General features: G+C 71.2%; 16 protein-coding genes. 11 read left to right on the forward strand and 5 right to left on the reverse strand.

Annotation, left to right across the window (positions count from 1 at the left end; all coding sequences use genetic code 11):
* The first annotated feature begins 104 nt into the window (after window positions 1–104).
* The gene (locus AB5J73_RS15095) at window positions 105–1157 is read left to right on the forward strand and encodes a polyprenyl synthetase family protein (protein WP_370973159.1); all 1053 of its coding nucleotides are present in this window, start codon (window positions 105–107) and stop codon (window positions 1155–1157) included.
* Between the two features lie 17 nt (window positions 1158–1174).
* Window positions 1175–2428 (forward strand): hypothetical protein, encoded by a 1254-nt coding sequence (locus AB5J73_RS15100; RefSeq protein ID WP_370970336.1) that lies wholly within the window; start codon window positions 1175–1177, stop codon window positions 2426–2428.
* On the opposite strand, the gene AB5J73_RS15105 is transcribed toward AB5J73_RS15100, so the two are convergent.
* The 4 genes from AB5J73_RS15105 to AB5J73_RS15120 all read right to left on the reverse strand — a co-directional run bounded on the left by AB5J73_RS15105 (window position 2421) and on the right by AB5J73_RS15120 (window position 6885).
* Window positions 2421–2774 carry a VOC family protein gene (locus AB5J73_RS15105; protein WP_370970337.1) on the reverse strand — a complete coding sequence of 118 codons (354 nt, stop codon included), beginning with the start codon at window positions 2772–2774 and terminating at the stop codon, window positions 2421–2423. The genes AB5J73_RS15100 and AB5J73_RS15105 overlap by 8 nt on opposite strands.
* 97 nt (window positions 2775–2871) lie before the next feature.
* Window positions 2872–3936 carry a 2-oxoacid:ferredoxin oxidoreductase subunit beta gene (locus AB5J73_RS15110; RefSeq protein WP_370970338.1) on the reverse strand — a complete coding sequence of 355 codons (1065 nt, stop codon included), beginning with the start codon at window positions 3934–3936 and terminating at the stop codon, window positions 2872–2874.
* Window positions 3933–5858, reverse strand: coding sequence for a 2-oxoacid:acceptor oxidoreductase subunit alpha (locus AB5J73_RS15115; protein WP_370970339.1), 1926 nt, complete (start codon window positions 5856–5858; stop codon window positions 3933–3935). The genes AB5J73_RS15110 and AB5J73_RS15115 overlap by 4 nt, the downstream gene beginning before the upstream one ends.
* Before the next feature lie 262 nt (window positions 5859–6120).
* Window positions 6121–6885, reverse strand: a complete 765-nt coding sequence (locus AB5J73_RS15120) for an enoyl-CoA hydratase (protein ID WP_370970340.1) — start codon at window positions 6883–6885, stop codon at window positions 6121–6123.
* 23 nt (window positions 6886–6908) lie between these two features.
* On the opposite strand from AB5J73_RS15120, the gene AB5J73_RS15125 reads away from it, so the two are divergent.
* Window positions 6909–7277: a hypothetical protein gene (locus AB5J73_RS15125; RefSeq protein ID WP_370970341.1), complete on the forward strand. Its 369-nt coding sequence runs from the start codon at window positions 6909–6911 to the stop codon at window positions 7275–7277.
* Between the two features lie 303 nt (window positions 7278–7580).
* Here the strand turns inward: AB5J73_RS15125 and AB5J73_RS15130 are convergent, their stop codons facing one another.
* Window positions 7581–8027, reverse strand: coding sequence for an Lrp/AsnC family transcriptional regulator (locus tag AB5J73_RS15130; RefSeq protein ID WP_026468878.1), 447 nt, complete (start codon window positions 8025–8027; stop codon window positions 7581–7583).
* Between the two features lie 74 nt (window positions 8028–8101).
* Here AB5J73_RS15130 and ddaH point away from each other — a divergent pair, with 74 nt between their 5' ends.
* From ddaH to AB5J73_RS15170, 8 genes are all read left to right on the forward strand, one after another.
* Complete coding sequence (gene ddaH, locus AB5J73_RS15135) at window positions 8102–8947, forward strand: dimethylargininase (RefSeq protein ID WP_370970342.1); 846 nt, start codon at window positions 8102–8104, stop codon at window positions 8945–8947.
* Between the two features lie 95 nt (window positions 8948–9042).
* Window positions 9043–9675: a polysaccharide deacetylase family protein gene (locus AB5J73_RS15140; protein ID WP_370970343.1), complete on the forward strand. Its 633-nt coding sequence runs from the start codon at window positions 9043–9045 to the stop codon at window positions 9673–9675.
* A gap of 223 nt (window positions 9676–9898) precedes the next feature.
* Window positions 9899–10594: a glycoside hydrolase family 75 protein gene (locus AB5J73_RS15145; protein ID WP_370970344.1), complete on the forward strand. Its 696-nt coding sequence runs from the start codon at window positions 9899–9901 to the stop codon at window positions 10592–10594.
* 65 nt (window positions 10595–10659) lie between these two features.
* Window positions 10660–10923, forward strand: coding sequence for a helix-hairpin-helix domain-containing protein (locus AB5J73_RS15150; protein WP_370970345.1), 264 nt, complete (start codon window positions 10660–10662; stop codon window positions 10921–10923).
* 185 nt (window positions 10924–11108) lie between these two features.
* Complete coding sequence (locus tag AB5J73_RS15155; protein WP_370970346.1) at window positions 11109–12425, forward strand: nucleotide sugar dehydrogenase; 1317 nt, start codon at window positions 11109–11111, stop codon at window positions 12423–12425.
* Window positions 12406–13596, forward strand: coding sequence for a glycosyltransferase family 4 protein (locus tag AB5J73_RS15160; protein WP_370970347.1), 1191 nt, complete (start codon window positions 12406–12408; stop codon window positions 13594–13596). The genes AB5J73_RS15155 and AB5J73_RS15160 overlap by 20 nt, the downstream gene beginning before the upstream one ends.
* Window positions 13597–13705: 109 nt before the next feature.
* The gene (locus tag AB5J73_RS15165; protein ID WP_370970348.1) at window positions 13706–15067 is read left to right on the forward strand and encodes an exopolysaccharide biosynthesis protein; all 1362 of its coding nucleotides are present in this window, start codon (window positions 13706–13708) and stop codon (window positions 15065–15067) included.
* Window positions 15064–16836 (forward strand): Wzz/FepE/Etk N-terminal domain-containing protein, encoded by a 1773-nt coding sequence (locus tag AB5J73_RS15170; RefSeq protein ID WP_370970349.1) that lies wholly within the window; start codon window positions 15064–15066, stop codon window positions 16834–16836. The genes AB5J73_RS15165 and AB5J73_RS15170 overlap by 4 nt, the downstream gene beginning before the upstream one ends.
* Window positions 16837–16868: the final 32 nt, after the last annotated feature.

The following is a 16868-nucleotide window of genomic DNA, read 5'->3' on the forward strand; positions in this document are numbered from 1 at the left end:
GTCACCGTTTCCGCAGGACAGCGGGTAAACGACCGCGCGGGGTAGCCACTACGCTCAAGGGACAACCCGACCGGTGCACGAGTAGAAGCGGAGCCGACGTGTCTGTGCCTTCCCCAGCCCCCGGGGCGGGATCCCTCCCCGCTGCGCCGGGTGGCGCCCTCGAGGACCTGCGGGCGTCGGTCGGCTTGCGCATCGCCGACGAAGCCCTGCTCCGTGCGATCGCCGGCGGGCTGGCCGACGTCGAGAAGCTGCTGCGCGAGGTCGTCCGCAGCGACGTCCAGGCCGTCAACGACGCCGCGTTGCACCTGGTCGAGGCGGGGGGCAAACGCTTCCGTCCGCTGTTCACGCTGCTGTCCGCGCAGTTCGGCCCCAAGCAGGACGACCACGTCGTGATCGCCGCCGCCGCGGTCGAGCTGGTGCACCTGGCCACGCTCTACCACGACGACGTCATGGACGAGGCCGACATGCGGCGCGGCGCCGAGAGCGTCAACGCCCGCTGGGACAACACCATCGCCATCCTGACCGGCGACTTCCTCTTCGCCCACGCCTCGCGCCTGGTCGCCGACCTGGGCACGGACGCCGCGCGGATCATCGCCGAGACCTTCGGCGAGCTGGTCACCGGGCAGATGCGCGAGACCGTCGGCCCCGGACCGGGTGACGACGCCGTCGCGCACTACCTCACCGTGATCGCGCAGAAGACCGGCTCGCTGATCGCCACGTCCGGCCGGTTCGGCGGGATGATGTCCGGCGCCGCCGAGGAGCACATCGAGGCGCTGCGCCGGTTCGGCGACATCATCGGCACCGCGTTCCAGATCTCCGACGACATCATCGACATCGCGTCGCCGTCGGCCGAGCTCGGCAAGGCGCAGGGCACCGACCTGCGCGAAGGCGTCCGGACGCTGCCCATGCTCTACGCGCTGGCCGACCCCGGGACCGACCCCCGGCTGTTCGAGCTGCTGTCCGGCCCGATCGGCGACGACGCCCTCGTCCGGGAGGCGCTGGAGCTGCTGCGCGCCAGTAGCGGACTCGAACGCGCGCGCGTCACCCTTTCCGACTACGCTCAGCGCGCGCGAGCCGAGCTCACCGCGCTGCCCGCGTCCCCCGCCCGGGACGCGTGCGAATCGGTTGCCGACTACCTGGTCGCGCGCACGCACTGAACTAGGGGCAGAGATAGATGTCCATTTTCGGACAGGTTTGGCTGTGGAGCCTGGCGGCGTTCTTCGTCGGGGTGTTCCTCACCTGGCTGGTGCTGGTGCTGCCGCTCCGCAAGAGCGTCCGCAAGCTCGAAAGCGCGCTGGCCCAGGCCCACGCCGACGCCGCGCGCACGCCCGCGAACGCCGGCGCGGCGGGCACCCAGGTGTTCTCGCGGCCGGAGCCGCGGCCCGAGCCGGAGCCGTCCCGCCAGGAGACCTCCTACCCGGGCACGCTGGTCTCGACGCCGCCGATCCACCGCGACGACGTCCACGACGACATCGACCAGGACTTCGCCGAGCTCGACTCGCAGGTGCCGTCGCGGACGCCGCCGGAGCCCGAGCGCGAGGAGACCTACGAGCCGGAGCCGGAGCCCGCGGACGACGACGACCCGTACCGGACCGCGGCGACGCAGTTCCTGACGCCGGTCCCCGAGCCCGAGCCGGAAGCGGACCCGTACCGCTCCACCGCGACGGAGTACCTGGTCCCCGACGACGAACCCGAGCCCGCCACCCCGGCGCTTTCGCGCCTGGAGCAGCAGCTCGACCCGGACTCGACGGCGGGCTCGCTGTTCCAGTCGCCGTCCGCGGAGCAGCACTCCCCGGATCCGGACTGGTTCGACCACGAGCCGCCCGCCGAGCGGTCGGCGTTCGAGGAGCCGATGGAGCGCACGCGGTACCTCAGCGCACCCGTCGGTTCGGCGGAGGAAGAGGTCGAAGAGGCCGAGGAAGCCGAGCCGCCGCAGTACGCGTTCGGCGGTGACGAGGCGACCGGCGGCGAGCTGGACGTGCCGCCGGAGACCCCGGCCGAGGCGACCCAGGTCCTGCCGAAGCGGCAGCCGCGCGAGGCGACGGTCCGGGGTGGCTTCGACGCGCCCCAGCCGATCCAGCCGTCGATGCGCACGGTCGAGCGGCGCGACCCCGACCTGTCCGGCGGGCACAGCGGCTCGCTGTTCGAGCCCTCGGTGCAGCCGAACCAGGCCGCGGTCTCCGCGCCCGAGCCGCCGCCCGCGCGGCAGGCGGCCGGCGACGCGGTCCCGCCCGGCCCGTTCGGCCCCGGCTCGGCGATGCCCCGGCCCGGCGGCGGCGCGCCCAGCGACAGCTTCGCGGTGAAGGCGAGCGTCACGGCGTTGCGGTACTGCACGGAGGAGTCGGCGCAGTTCCCGAAGATGGTCGCCGAGGTCTGGTTCCGGACCGCCGAGGACGCCGAGCGCGTCGGGTTCCGCCCGCTCACCTGAGTTCCGTTTCGGCCGCCTGGAACAGGACCAGGGCGGCGCCGCCGGGGTCGGTGACGACCACCAGGGAGCCGACCGGCAGGTCGGTGCGCTCGCGCACGAGGGTTCCGCCCAGTGCCACCGCTTTCGCGGCCGCGGCGTCCACATCGGGCACCGGCGCGTAGGGCAGCCACTGCGGGGCCCGGTCGTCACCGGGGGCCAGTTCGGTGAGGCCGCCCCACGGTGCGCCGTCCGACGTCAGCAGGGGGCCGGTCGCCTCCCAGCCCAGCAACTCGGCGAAGAAGCGCTTGCTGCCGTCGGCGTCGGCGGTGCGGACGTCGAAGAACACGAAAGGTGAATCAGGTCGCATGACCTGAAACTTAGGACACCTGTCCCAATGGAGGCAACCCCAGCGACGAGGAAGGCCGCCACGCGCTGGGCGTGGCGGCCTTCGGAAGAGCGAAAAACTAGGCGACCGTCCAGGTGTCCTTGCCGCGCAGCAGACCCTGCAGGTCCGGCTTGCGGGCCGCGCGGGCCTGCTCGACCTGGGCGCGGGCGCCGTCGTCGTACGTCGGGCGCTCGACCTGGCGGAGGATGCCCGTCGGCACGTGGTTGAGGCTCTGGTCGCCCAGGCGCGACAGCGCGAACGCGTACGACGTGTCGTGGATCGACGGGTCGTGCACCACGACGTTGTCCTCGCCGATGTCGGCGACCTTCGCGACGTCCAGGCCGCCCCAGTCGCCCCGCTTGACGCCGAACTCCTGGTTCGGGCCGAAGCGGATCGGCTCGCCCGCGCGCAGCGGGATCAGGCGCGTGGCGGCCTCGTCGGCGTCCTTGAGGACGTCGAACGCGCCGTCGTTGAAGATCGGGCAGTTCTGGTAGATCTCCACCAGCGCCGACCCGCGGTGCTTCGCCGCCGCCTCGAGGACCTCAGTGAGGCCCTTGCGGTCGGAGTCCATCGCCCGGCCCACGAACGACGCCTCCGCGCCGATCGCCAGCGACAGCGGGTTGAACGGCGTGTCCACCGAACCCATCGGCGTCGACTTCGTGACCATGCCCTGGCCCGACGTCGGCGAGTACTGGCCCTTGGTCAGGCCGTAGATGCGGTTGTTGAACAGCAGGATCTTGATGTTCACGTTGCGGCGCAGCGCGTGGATCAGGTGGTTGCCGCCGATGGACAGCGCGTCGCCGTCGCCGGTGACGACCCACACCGACAGGTCTTCGCGCGTGGTCGCGAGGCCGGTCGCGATCGACGGCGCGCGGCCGTGGATCGAGTGCATGCCGTAGGTGTTGAGGTAGTACGGGAAGCGCGACGAGCAGCCGATGCCCGAGATGAACACGATGTTCTCGCGCTTGAGCCCCAGCGTCGGCAGGAACGACTGGACCGCGTTGAGCACGACGTAGTCGCCGCACCCCGGGCACCAGCGGACTTCCTGGTCCGACTTGTAGTCCTTCGCTTTTTGCGGCTCTTCGGTGGTCGGGACGAGGTCCAGACCCCCGAGAGTCGGCAGCCCCAGATCGATCGCGGTCACTTCGCCGCCTCCGTAGTAACGCCGGTGATGATCTCCGAGAACAGGTCCTGCAGCTCCTCGGCCTTGAACGCCATGCCGGCGACCTTGGTGTGGCTGTGCACGTCCACCAGGTACTTCGCACGCAGCAGCAGCGCGAGCTGGCCCAGGTTCATCTCCGGCACCACGACCTTGTCGTAGCTGCGCAGGACGTCGCCGAGGTTGGCCGGCAGCGGGTTGAGGTGGCGCAGGTGCGCCTGCGCGATCGGCATCCCGAGCTTGCGCACGCGCCGGCACGCGGCTCCGATCGGGCCGTAGGAGGAGCCCCAGCCCAAGGCCAGCACGCGCGCCTTGCCGCCGGACGGGTCGTCGACCACGACGTTCGGGACGTCGATGCCGTCGACCTTCGCCTGCCGCAGCCGGACCATCTTCTCGTGGTTGGCCGGGTCGTAGGAGATGTGACCGGTCTTGTCGGCCTTCTCCAGCCCGCCGATGCGGTGCTGCAGGCCCGGGGTGCCGGGGATCGCCCAGGCGCGGGCGAGCGTCTCGGGGTCGCGGACGTACGGCCAGAACTCGCCGGAGTCGTTGTCCGCGTTGGGCTCGGACGCGAACTCGACGCGCAGGTCGGGCAGCGTCTCGACGTCCGGGATCAGCCACGGCTCGGAGCCGTTCGCGATGGCGCCGTCCGAGAGCAGCAGCACCGGCGTGCGGTACTTCAGCGCGATGCGGGTGGCCTCGACGGCCGCGTCGAAGCAGTCCGCGGGGGACAGCGGCGCGACGATCGGGACCGGCGACTCGCCGTTGCGGCCGAACATCGCCTGCAGCAGGTCGGCCTGCTCGGTCTTGGTCGGCAGGCCGGTGGACGGGCCGCCGCGCTGGACGTCGATGACGACCAGCGGCAGCTCCACCATCACGCCGAGGCCGACGGCTTCGGACTTGAGCGCGACACCCGGGCCGGACGTCGAGGTGACGCCGAGCGCGCCGCCGTAGGACGCGCCGAGCGCCGCGCCGATGCCGGCGATCTCGTCCTCGGCCTGGAAGGTGATGATGCCGAAGTTCTTGTGCTTGGACAGCTCGTGGAGGATGTCCGACGCCGGCGTGATCGGGTACGTGCCGAGCAGGATCTGCAGGCCGGAGCGCTGCCCGGCCGCGACGATCCCGTAGGCCAGCGCCGTGTTGCCGGTGATCTGCCGGTAGGTGCCCTGCGCCAGTTTCGCCGGGGCGACCTCGAACGTCGTCGCGAAGGACTCGGTCGTTTCGCCGTAGTTCCAGCCCGCGCGGAAGGCGAGGATGTTCGCCTCGGCGATGTCCGGCTTCTTCGCGAACTTCTCGCGCAGGAACCGCTCGGTGCCCTCAGTGGGCCGGTGGTACATCCAGGACAGCAGGCCGAGCGCGAACATGTTCTTGCAGCGCTCGGCGTCCTTCTTGCCGAGGCCGGTGTCCGCGAGGGCGCCCTGGGTCAGGGTCGACATGGCGACCCGGTGCACCTGGTAGGCGGCGAGGGTGTCGTCGTCCAGCGGGTCGGTCGCGTAGCCGACCTTGGTCAGGTTGCGCTTGATGAAGTCGTCGGTGTTCAAGATGATCGTCCCGCCCTGCGGGACGTCGCTGAGATTCGCCTTCAGCGCGGCCGGGTTCATCGCCACCAGGACGTCCGGCCGGTCGCCGGGGGTGAGGATGTCGTAGTCGGCGAAGTGCACCTGGAACGAAGAGACGCCCGGGATGGTGCCCTGCGGGGCGCGGATCTCGGCGGGGAAGTTCGGCATCGTCGACAGGTCGTTGCCGAAGGCGGCGGCTTCGGAGGTGAAGCGGTCACCGGTCAGCTGCATACCGTCACCGGAGTCGCCCGCGAACCGGATGACCACCCGGTCGAGCTTGCTGACCTCGGTCGTCCTGGTCGCGGCGAGCGAGCCGTGACCAGCGCCGTTGCCGTTCGCACTCGTGCTCATGAGTCAGGGAATCCCTCTCTCCCGACGTTGCGGCCGTCGATCGCCTGCCCGGTGTCGCGACAGGCGGATCACCAGGCACTACCACGAGGTTAGCTCGCGCCCGGCGCCCATGTTTCCGCGCGTCCGGGGTCGCTGGCGACCTCTGTCATGCGCTGTCGGTCCTCTGTGCTGGTCCGACAAATACCTGTAACCGATGGTAACGGTTAACTTAGGGGCCCTGCTGTGATGCGCGTCTCGCGGCGCCGCGTCCACCTGGTGGGATTCAGGAGCGGGACCGGATCCGTGCCCGCATCGCCTCGACCCGTTCGGCGAACTCCGGGGACGCCAGCGACGCCAGCTGCGGCTCGAGCTCGACGTCCACGGCGTCCGCGTGGGCGGCCAGCGACGCGGTCGTCCGCAGGCTGCGCTTGGTGGCCAGGAGGGCTTCGCGCGGCGCGGCGACCGCTGGGGCGGCGAGCTCGCGGGCGGCGGAGAGGAGGTCTTCGTGCTCGCCGTCGACCACGCGCAGCGCCAGCCCGGCGCGAACCGCGCCCTCGGCGTCGAGCGGCTGCCCGAACAACGTCATCGCGGCGGCCTGCTGCGGCCCGGCGAGGCGCTGCGTCATCCAGGTCATCCCGCCGCCCGGGTGCAGCCCGAGCTCGAGGAACCGGGCGACGAACTTCGCCCGCGGCCCGGCGAGCCGCACGTCGGCGGCGAGCGCGAGGTTCAGCCCGGCCCCGACAGCCGCCCCGCCGACGGCGGCGATGGTCGGCAGCGCGCAGCGCGCGACGGCGAGGAAGCCGCCGTAGATGGCCCGCAGGCCGGCTTCGTCGGCGTGGGTGAGCGCGGCGAGGTCGGCACCGGCGCAGAAGGCCGGCGGCGCCCCGGTGACGACGACCGCGTGCACGGATTCGTCCCGCTCGGCGGCCTCGACGGCGGCGGCGAGCTGGGCGGAGAGCTCGAGGGTCAGCGCGTTGCGGCTCCCGGGCGCGTCGACGGTGAGGAGCGCGACGCCGCCGGCGTGCTCGCTGACGATGCTGTCGGTCATCGGGTCAGGGTATTAGTGGAGGCATGGGGGAACTGCTGGTGGTGCTGGTGGGCAACCTGCTCACGATGATCGACATGTCGGAGCTGTTCGGCGCCCGCCGCCGCCGGGCCAGGGCCGCGTCCTTCGCACGTGGTGAGCGGGTCTCGGTCCCGGCCGTGCTGCGCTCCGGGGAGCTGACGGAGGGCCGCGAACGCCGCGGCTGGATCGCGGTCGGCGAGGGCCCGGCGACGTGGCGGACGCCGGGCGCGGAGCCGGCACCGTTCGACCCGGGCGAGCTGACCATGCAGGCGGTCGACCAGCAGTCGGTCACGTTCCACGCGGCGGGCGGCCGCACGGAGCTGCGGCTGCACCCGGACGAGGCCCCGCTGGTGCTGCGGGCCCTGGCGGGCTGAGCGGCCGGAACTGTCGGCCCCCGCCGATAAGCTGGAAGACGGGGGCCGGAGGCACGCCCCGCGAAGCCGCCGGGCATCGTCGCGGGAGCGCGCGGCCGACGCGAGAACTCGCGAATGAGCACTCGAGGCGCGGTGACAGCCGCCCGAGGCGAGGGCCCCTACCGGTGGCAGGGAAAGGCGCACGCGGTCGGCGCGAGAACTCGCGAACGAGCGCTTGGGGGCCCGTGGCGAGGTTTCCCCTACCGGTGGCAGGGGAAAGGCACACGCGCCCGGGGCACGAGTCGGCCGAGTGGATCGCCCGCCTCACTCCTCCGGCGTCGGCGGCCGCTCCAGCAGCCGCGAAAGCACCACCGTCGACACCGTCCGGTCCACGATCTCCAGCCCCCGCAGCCGCTCCAGCGCTGTCTCCAGGTGGTGGATGTCCGCCGCCCGGAGGTGCACGATCGCGTCCGCCGCGCCCGACACCGTGTACGCGGCCACCACCTCCGGCAACGGCTCGAGCCGCGCCCGGATCCGCGCCGGCGTGATGTTGCCCTGGCACGTGACCTCGACGAACGCCTCCGTGCCCCAGCCGAGGGCCTCCGGGTCGACCACCGCCGTGAACCCGCGGAGGATGCCCGTTTCGAGGAGCCGGTCGACCCGCCGCTTGACCGCCGGGGCGGACAGGCCGACCACCTTGCCGATCTCCGCGTAGCTGGAGCGCGCGTTCGCCACGAGGCACGAAACGATTCGCTGGTCGATGGTGTTCACACGCAACACTTAGCACAGATGTGCGCATGGAACAGCGATTGATTGCGATATTAGGCAGACCTTACCCTGCAATCATGCAGGGAACATCGCCGATGCGCGTACCGACCACCCGTCGATACCTGATGTGCCCGCCGCGCTTCTTCGCGGTGGACTACGTGATCAACCCCTGGATGGACCCGACCCAGCCGGTCAGCGCCGACGTCGCCGTCGCGCAGTGGACCGAGCTGCGCGACACCTACCGCCGGCTCGGCCACACCGTCGAGGAGATCGACGCCCAGCCCGGCCTGCCCGACATGGTCTTCGCCGCCAACTCCGGCACCGTCGTCGACGGCCGCGTGCTCGGCTCGCGGTTCCGCGCGCCGCAGCGGGCCGCCGAGGCCGAGCACTTCCGCCGCTGGTTCGTCGAACACGGCTACCGCGACATCACCATGCCCGAGAAGATCAACGAGGCCGAGGGCGACTTCGCCTGGACGGGCACGCTGCTCCTCGCCGGCACCGGGTTCCGCACCGACCCGGCCGCGCACGCCGAGGCGCAGGAGGTGCTCGGGGTCCCGGTCGTCTCGCTGCACCTGGTCGACCCGCGTTACTACCACCTCGACACGGCCCTGTTCGTGCTCGCGGAGGCCACCGACACGACGCGCGCCCAGATCGTCTACTACCCGGAGGCCTTCTCGGCCGGCTCGCGCCGCGTGCTGGAGCGGTTGTTCCCGGACGCCGTGCACGCGACGAAGGAAGACGCCGAATGTTTCGGCCTCAACGGCGTCTCCGACGGACGCAATGTCGTCCTCCCGGTGGAGGCCACTCGATTGGGTGATCTGCTTGCGGAGCGTGGTTACGAGCCGGTCTACGTCGACATCTCCGAGCTGCGGAAAGCCGGTGGCGGGCCGAAATGCTGCACGCTGGAGATTCGCAAGGGGTGAATCCGTCCGGAACCTGTAACTCACCCGTTTGCCACGGCGATTAATCGACGTAACAAATCGACTACTCGCGGTGGCAGGCGGTGGAAGTGGTGGCGGTGGTCCTCGCTGTGCACGGGATAGGCCGGCCGGCTCGCCAGCTCGACCCGGGCGAGGACGAGCGCTGGCTGACTGTCGAGCAGTTCGACGACGTGCTCGACGTCGCCGAGCGGGACGACGTTCACCTGACCTTCGACGACGGCAACGAGTCCGACGTCGAGATCGCGCTGCCGAGGCTGGTCGACCGCGGGCTCACGGCGGAGTTCTTCCCGCTGGCCGGCCGCCTCGGGCAGCGCGGCTACCTCGACCGCGACGGCCTGCGCGAGCTCGTGCGCGCCGGGATGGAGATCGGCTCACACGGCTGGGAGCCGCGCGACTGGCGGCGGCTCGACGACCGCCACGCCCGTCGCGAGCTGACCGACGCGCCGAAGCTCCTCGGCGACCTGTGCGGGAAGCCGGTGCGGCGGTACTCGCTGCCGTTCGGCGCCTACGACAAGCGCGTGCTGGAGCGGCTGCGCCAGGCCGGCGCGACGCGGGTCTACACGAGCGACGGCGGAGCGGCTCGGCGCGACGGCTGGCTGCAGGCGCGCACGGAGCTCCACCACGAGCTCGACGTCACCTGGCTGGAGGGCGTGCTCGAAGGCGGGTACCGGCGGCCGAACTGGGTGACGCGGCTGTTCCGCCGCGGCTAGCGCCGGTTTTGTCCGGTCGTCCGACCAGCCGCTTTGCCGGTGACCGGCACACGGTCCAGACCAATTTCCCGAGCCTCCGCGCGATGAGCAGCGTTTTCGTCAAATCCGGCCGCACGATGGGAAATTCCCGCACCCGGAGGTCTTGAACCCGGCGCCGCCGGCGGTGCATCCTGGTGCCCCGCCGCCGTAAGGAAAGTTTCCTAACTAAAGGGAGCACCAGGAAATGCGGAAACTGATCCTGCTCGCGACCCTGGCGCTGGCCTCGGCCATGATGCCCGCCACGCTCGCCACCGCCGCGCCCATCGCGCCGGCGGCACCGGCCACCGTCGAAGCCGGCCCGACCGCGGCCCAGCTGCTGGCGAAGACGACCAGCTGCCGCCAGATTTCGAACGGCAAGTACAAGACCGACGAAGACGTCTCGGGCAAGACGGTCGCCGTCTGCGACGCCACCGGCGCCGTGTTCTGGAAAGCCGACATGGACATCGACTGCGACGGTCAGCGCACCACGCAGTGCAACGAAGACACCGACTGCTGCTTCCAGGACGACACCGCGTTCCACCAGTCCGACGGCAAGGCGCTCAACGCCGCGAAGCTGCCCTACATCGTCGTGCCGAGCTCCAGCAGCATCTGGAAGTACACGTCCTCGCAGCTGAAGGGCGGCGGGTCCTGCGCGGTGATCTACAACGGCAAGGTCGAGTACGCCGTCATCGGCGACACCGGCCCGTCGCAGATCATCGGCGAAGCGTCCTACGCGACGGCGAAGGACCTCGGCATCAACCCCGACCCGTCCAACGGCGGCACCGACTCCGGCGTCACCTACATCTGCTTCAAGAACTCGGCCGTCTCGCCGATCGAGAACCACGCCAACGCGGTGAGCAAGGGCGAGAGCCTCGCCACCACCTTCGTGAACAACAACTGAACCAGCGCATTCCCGGGGGCCGATCCGTTCAAGACGGATCGGCCCCCGGCTGCTGTGCTGGGCCGATGAGCAAGGAACTGCTGAAGCTGGCCAACATCGGTCCCGCGATGGTCCGCGACCTCGCCCGGCTCGGCATCACCGAGCCCGCGCAGCTCGCCGGGCGCGACGCCGTCGAGCTGTACGAACGCCTCTGCGAGACCGACGGCGTCCGGCACGACCCCTGCGTGCTCGACACCTTCATGTCGGCGGTCGACCAAGCAGGCGGCGCGCCGCCGCGGCCGTGGTGGACCTACACCCCGGAACGGAAGCGCCTGCTCGGCAGCCGCTGACCGAAACCGCGGCCACCGGGTTGATCACCCACGTGCACCTTGCAATTCGAGACCCGATTTTTACGCGAAAACCGTTACGCCTGACGGCCGTCTCACGCATTACCCCGTTCGCCACCCCCGCGGTAACGATCCAGGGGTGCCCGCCGACCAAGGGATGGGTCGCGCGGGAAAAGCGGAGGTTTGGCGTGAAGATCAGTGTCTTCGGGCTCGGTTACGTCGGTTGTGTTTCCGCCGCGTGCCTGGCGGGGCAGGGGCACCGGGTGGTCGGCGTGGACGTCAACCCGGTCAAGATCGACCTCATCACCGCCGGCAAGGCGCCGGTGGTCGAGGAGCGGATCGGCGAGCTGACCGCCGAAGTCGTCGCGAGCGGCGCGCTGAGAGCCACGACCGACGTCGCGGAAGCCGTCGCCGACAGCGAGATCTCGCTGGTCTGCGTCGGCACGCCGTCGGCGCCGAACGGCAGCCTCTCGACGGTCTACCTCGAGCGCGTCGCCGAGGAAATCGGCGAGGCGATCGCGCAGAAGAGCGAGCGGCACACCGTCGTCTTCCGCAGCACGATGCTGCCGGGCACCTGCCTGGACCTGCTGATCCCGATCCTGGAGAAGGCTTCGGGCCGCACCGCGGGCGTCGACTTCGGCGTCGCGGTGAACCCCGAGTTCCTGCGCGAGGGCACCAGCGTCCGCGACTTCTTCGACCCGCCGAAGACCGTGATCGGCGAGATCGACGAGGCCAGCGGCGACGCCGTCGCGGCGCTGTACGAGGGCCTGCCCGGGCCCGTCTTCCGCGTGCCGATCCCGGTCGCGGAAATGACGAAGTACGCCGACAACTCCTTCCACGGCCTGAAGATCGGCTTCGCGAACGAGCTCGGCTCGATCTGCCGGGCGCTCGGCCTCGACTCGCACCAGGTGATCGACGTCTTCCTCGCCGACACCAAGCTCAACGTCAGCCCGGCCTACCTCAAGCCCGGGTTCGCGTTCGGCGGCTCGTGCCTGCCGAAGGACCTGCGCGGGCTGGTCTACGCCGCGCACCGCGCCGACGTCAGCGTGCCGATCCTGTCGCACGTGCTCGCGTCCAACGACGAGCACCTGCAGCGCGCGTTCGACCTGGTCGCGCGCACCGGCAAGCGCAAGGTCGGGCTGTTCGGCCTCTCCTTCAAGCCGGGCACCGACGACCTGCGCGAGTCCCCGCTGGTCGAGCTGGCCGAGAAGCTGCTCGGCAAGGGCTACGACCTGAAGATCTACGACGCGAACGTCAGCCTCTCGCGGCTCATGGGCGCGAACCGCGAATACATCGAGGGCCGGCTGCCGCACCTCGGCCAGCTGCTCGCCGGGACCGTCGAAGAAGTCATGGACCACGCCGACGTCCTCGTCGTCGGCTGCAAGGACCCGGACGTGCTGGCGGCCTTGCCGCACGGCGGCGACCGGGTGCTCGTCGACCTCGTCCGCCTGCCCGACGCGGCGACGCGTCGCCTTGAAGAGGGATATGCCGGCCTTGCCTGGTAAAGCGCTCATCCTCGTCGAAAACCTCTCCGTTCCCTTCGACCGGCGGGTCTGGCAGGAGTCCACGACCCTGCGCGACGCCGGGTGGGAAGTCCACGTGATCTGCCCGCAGGGCACGAAACGCGACACCGAGGCCGAAGCCGTCGTCGACGGCGTCCACATCCACCGCTACCCGCTCAAGGCGGCGACCGGCGGCCCGGCCGGCTACCTGCAGGAGTACGGCAGCGCGCTGTGGCACACGCTGCGGCTGGCGCGGAAGGTCGGCCCGGTCGACGTCGTGCACGCCTGCAACCCGCCGGACCTGCTGTACGTGGTCGCGAAGGTGCTGAAGCGCCACGGCGCGAAGTTCGTCTTCGACCAGCACGACCTCTGCCCCGAGCTGTACCTCTCGCGCTTCGACCGCGGGCAGGACCTGCTCTACCGCGGGGTGTGCGCGCTCGAGCGCGCCACCTACCGCGCCGCCGACGTCGTCATCTCGACGAACGAGAGCTACAAGCAGGTCGCCCGGATCCGCGGTGGCAAGCGGCCCGAGGACGTCTTCGTGGTGCGCAGCGCCCCGGTCGTCGAGCGGTTCCACGAGGTCCCGGCCGAACCCGAGCTGAAGAAGGGCAAGCCCTTCATGCTCGCTTACCTCGGCGTGATGGGCCCGCAGGACGGCGTCGACTACGCCTTGCGCGCGCTCGCGAAGCTGCGCGACGAGGTCGGCCGCACCGACTGGCACGCGGTGTTCGTCGGCTCCGGCGACGCCTTCGACGACATGGTCGCGCTCTCGGCGAAGCTCGGGCTGGCCAACCAGGTCGAGTTCACCGGCCGGATCTCCGACGAGGACCTGGTCCGCTACCTCTCGACTGCCGACGTCTGCCTGTCGCCGGACCCGCTCAACCCGCTCAACGACGTCTCCACGATGAACAAGGTCATGGAGTACATGGCGATGAGCAAGCCGATCGTCTCGTTCGAGCTGCGCGAAGCGCGCGTCTCGGCCGGCGACGCGGCGGTCTACGCCCCGGCCAACGACGAGTCGGCGTTCGCGAAGCTCGTCTCCCAGCTGCTCGACGACCCCGAAGAGCGGGTCCGGATGGGCAAGCTCGGGCAGGCCAGGGTCGCCGGCGCCCTCTCGTGGGAGAACTCGGCGAAGAACCTGCTCGCCGCGTATGAGCACGCCGTGAAGTCCTGATCGCCGTTAGGTCAAGAACTCACCAGACCTGTAACCAATGCTCCCGGTCCGACGACGGTTCGGGTAACCGGCCGATCCACTGACCCCGTTCGGCGTACCCGTCTCAGGAATGGAGATACCGCCGTTGACTGAAGACACGGTGCGCCTGGCCCTGATCGGGCAGGTCGTCCGGCGACGATGGCGGCTGCTGGTCGCCCTCGCCGTCCTGGGCGCGGCCGTCGGCGCCGCGGCGTCGTTCCTGCTCTCGCCGGGCTACCAGACGTCGTCGAGCGTGCTGCTGCAAGGACCGCGGCAGGCCGACGAGCTGCTGACCCAGGCCGAGGTCGCGACCAGCTCGGTCGTCCTCGACCGCGCCGCCGCGCAGCTGGCCTGGCACCCCTCCGGCGCCGACCTGAAGAAGCAGGTCAAGACGTCGGTGGCGAACGGCAACGTCGTGACGATCACCGTCTCGGCCGACACCGCCGAGCACGCCCAGCAGCTCGCCGACCAGGTCGCGCAGCAGTTCGTCAAGTACTCCGGGCAGCTGGCGAGCAACTCCGCCGACGCCTCGGTCCAGCTGGCCCAGGAACAGCGCGAGACGCTGCGCAACCAGGTCAAGCTGACCACCGAGAAGATCAGTGACATCGCCAAGAACGTCGGCGGGGACCTCACCGTCGAAAGCGTCCAGGTCCGCACCCAGCTCGAAGGGCTGCGGACGTCGCTGGAGCAGGCCATCAACGACCTGAACCAGGCCGACCTCGCCACCGGTGTCGGCAACACCGTCGTGATGGGCAGCGCCGAACGCCCGGACGGGGCGGCCGCGCCGACGCTGACGCAGCTCGCCGTCGGCGGCGCGGTGCTGTTCTTCCTCGCCGGCGTGTTCGGCCACCTGTTCACCGCCCGCGCCGACCGGCGGCTGCGCGGCGAACCGCAGATCGCGTCCGCGCTCGGCGCGCCGATCCTCGCCGGCGTCGACGTCACGACACCGCAGGGCGACCAGCTGCCGGCGACCGGCTTCGCCGGCAAAGTGCGGCGGCTGCTCGGCGGCGACCGGCCGTGGGTGCTGCCGCCGGTGGCGACCTCGGCCGACGAGGTCAACCGGGACATCCGCTACCGGCGGGTGCTGGCCCGGCTGTCCACCGGCCCCGCCGACGTCCTGCTCCTGGTCGGCGACGACGACGAGACCGGTCGCCTGGCCGCCGAGCAGCTCGCCGGGCTGGCCGACCGGCTGTCCGTGCCGCTGCGCGTCTTCGAGTACTCGGCCGAGCGGCCGACCGTGCCGGACGCCGGTCCCGACTCCGGCGTCCTGGTGGTCCTCGGCGCCGGCACCCGCACCGCGTGGGAGCTCGTCCGGCTCGCCGAGGCCTGCGCCGACGCCGGCCAGGAGATCGTCGGAGCCGTCCTCACCCACCCCGTCCGACCGGCCGAGCCGGCGAAGAAACCCGAACCCGCGGCGGAAGCCCCCGAGAAAGCCCTGGCAGGTTCGGCGTGACGACTCCCTCCGAAACCCCGGCCGCGCCGCTGGTCGACCTCCAGCGCCTCTTCGTCGCGATCCGCCGCCGCAAGCGCTTCTGGCTCGCCACCGCACTGCTCGGGCTGGTCGCCGGCGCGGCGGTCGGGATCGTGCTGCCGGCCCCGCCGACCGCGGTCGCCAAGGTGATCGTCGTCCACCAGGACGACTCGCCGACCGACAGCGGCACGCTCATGCGCACCGACGTCGCCGTGCTGCAGACCACGCAGATCGCCGAAGGCGCGCTGAAGAAGCTCAACAGCACCGAAGCGCCCGAAGAGTTCATGAAGAACTACGCGGGCCTGGGCGTGACGAACAACGTCCTGCAGATCACCGTCAAGGCCAAGAGCAACGAAGAGGCCGTGGCGCAGGCACAGGCGCTGGCCGACACGTTCATCGCCGACCACGTCCAGCGCAGCCAGGCCGCGGCGGCCGCGCAGTCCAAGGCCATCCTCGACCAGCGCAAGAACGCCCAGGACGAGCTGGCCAAGGTCGACCAGCAGATCGCCGACGAGACCGGCAAGGGCCGCAACGCCAACGCCAGCACCCTGGAAGGCATGTACGGCCGCCGGGCCGCGCTCGCCTCGCAGGTCTCCGACTTCGACTCCCGCGCCCAGCAGGCCGGCATCGGCAGCCCGCAGGTCGCCGCGGGTACGCAGATCGTCGACGCGCCCCGCGCGCTCCCGAAGGCGTTCCTCAAGACCACCGCGACCAACTCCGGCATCGGGTTCGCGCTCGGCCTCGCCCTCGGGCTGGCGCTCGTCGCGGTCGGCGCGGTGTCGCGCGACCGGCCGGTGCTGCGCCGCGAAATCTCCGCGCACCTCGGCGCGTCCGTGCTCGCCCAGCTGCCGTCCAAGCGCCGGGGCCTGGCCAGGGTGTGGAAGCGCTCGCGGGTGGTGTCCGAACGCGAGCGCGTCGCCACGACGCTGGCCCGCGTGATCAAGAAGGACCCGCGCGGGGTGTCGGTCCTCGAACTCGGCGCGCCGAAGATCGCCGCCGCGCTCGCCCTCGACATCGCCGGGCAGCTGGCGGACGGCGGCCGCGCGAGCGTCGTGGACGACCTGCCCGGCGAGGACGTCCGCAAGCTGGCGGCGGAGACCAAGTCCGACGTCCCGGTGGTCGGCGCCGCGGAAGCGGACGGCGAACCGGGCGAGCGCCGCATCGGCGTCGGCACGGTCGCGCCCGGCACGGCGTGGACCGACCTGGAGCACCTCGGCAAGGAGACCGTGCTGGTCGTCAAGGCCGGGCACGCCAACACGCTCTGGCTGCACACCGTCGCGCGGCAGCTCGCCGACCAGCGCATCCCGATCATCGGCGTGGTGCTGGTCGACCCGGACCCGCGGGACAAGTCCGACGGCACCCTGTGGGACGGCCTGCACACGGCGTTGCGCGGCCGCGCCGGACAGGCGCCGGCCGCCCCGCCGGTCGTGGCGGAACAGGAAGAACGCCTGGACGAGCTGGCCGCCCGGATCGCCGAGCGCGTCGCCAAGGCCGAGCCGCCGACGCGCCGGTTCGCGCCGGTCCGGCCGGTGCTGCCGCCGGCGCTAGCCACGCCCAAACCGCCGGCGGCACCGCTGCCGGCCCCCGGCTCCGTCAGCGTCCCGGACCACCTGGACGCCCCGACGAAGAAGTTCGCCCCGGTCAAGCCCCCGAAGCGGCCGACGCCGTTCAAGCGCGACCACGGCGAGCCCGCCCACACGGGCGAACTGAACGCCGGACTCGAGCCAGAAAAGAGCGCGGAGGTCTCCTGACCCGCGCCGCGACCGAAGGGGAGCCCACTCGA

This window comes from Amycolatopsis sp. cg9, from assembly GCF_041346945.1.
GTDB lineage: Bacteria > Actinomycetota > Actinomycetes > Mycobacteriales > Pseudonocardiaceae > Amycolatopsis.

Excerpts from the sequence above, each read along its gene's own strand:
- AB5J73_RS15145 (WP_370970344.1), top strand. The coding sequence starts at position 9,899 with ATGCGGAAACTGATCCTGCTCGCGACCCTGGCGCTGGCCTCGGCCATG.
- AB5J73_RS15100 (WP_370970336.1), top strand. The coding sequence starts at position 1,175 with ATGTCCATTTTCGGACAGGTTTGGCTGTGGAGCCTGGCGGCGTTCTTC.
- AB5J73_RS15105 (WP_370970337.1), bottom strand. The coding sequence starts at position 2,774 with ATGCGACCTGATTCACCTTTCGTGTTCTTCGACGTCCGCACCGCCGAC.
- AB5J73_RS15120 (WP_370970340.1), bottom strand. The coding sequence starts at position 6,885 with ATGACCGACAGCATCGTCAGCGAGCACGCCGGCGGCGTCGCGCTCCTC.
- ddaH (WP_370970342.1), top strand. The coding sequence starts at position 8,102 with ATGCAGGGAACATCGCCGATGCGCGTACCGACCACCCGTCGATACCTG.
- AB5J73_RS15165 (WP_370970348.1), top strand. The coding sequence starts at position 13,706 with ATGGAGATACCGCCGTTGACTGAAGACACGGTGCGCCTGGCCCTGATC.
- AB5J73_RS15160 (WP_370970347.1), top strand. The coding sequence starts at position 12,406 with ATGCCGGCCTTGCCTGGTAAAGCGCTCATCCTCGTCGAAAACCTCTCC.
- AB5J73_RS15150 (WP_370970345.1), top strand. The coding sequence starts at position 10,660 with ATGAGCAAGGAACTGCTGAAGCTGGCCAACATCGGTCCCGCGATGGTC.
- AB5J73_RS15115 (WP_370970339.1), bottom strand. The coding sequence starts at position 5,858 with ATGAGCACGAGTGCGAACGGCAACGGCGCTGGTCACGGCTCGCTCGCC.
- AB5J73_RS15125 (WP_370970341.1), top strand. The coding sequence starts at position 6,909 with ATGGGGGAACTGCTGGTGGTGCTGGTGGGCAACCTGCTCACGATGATC.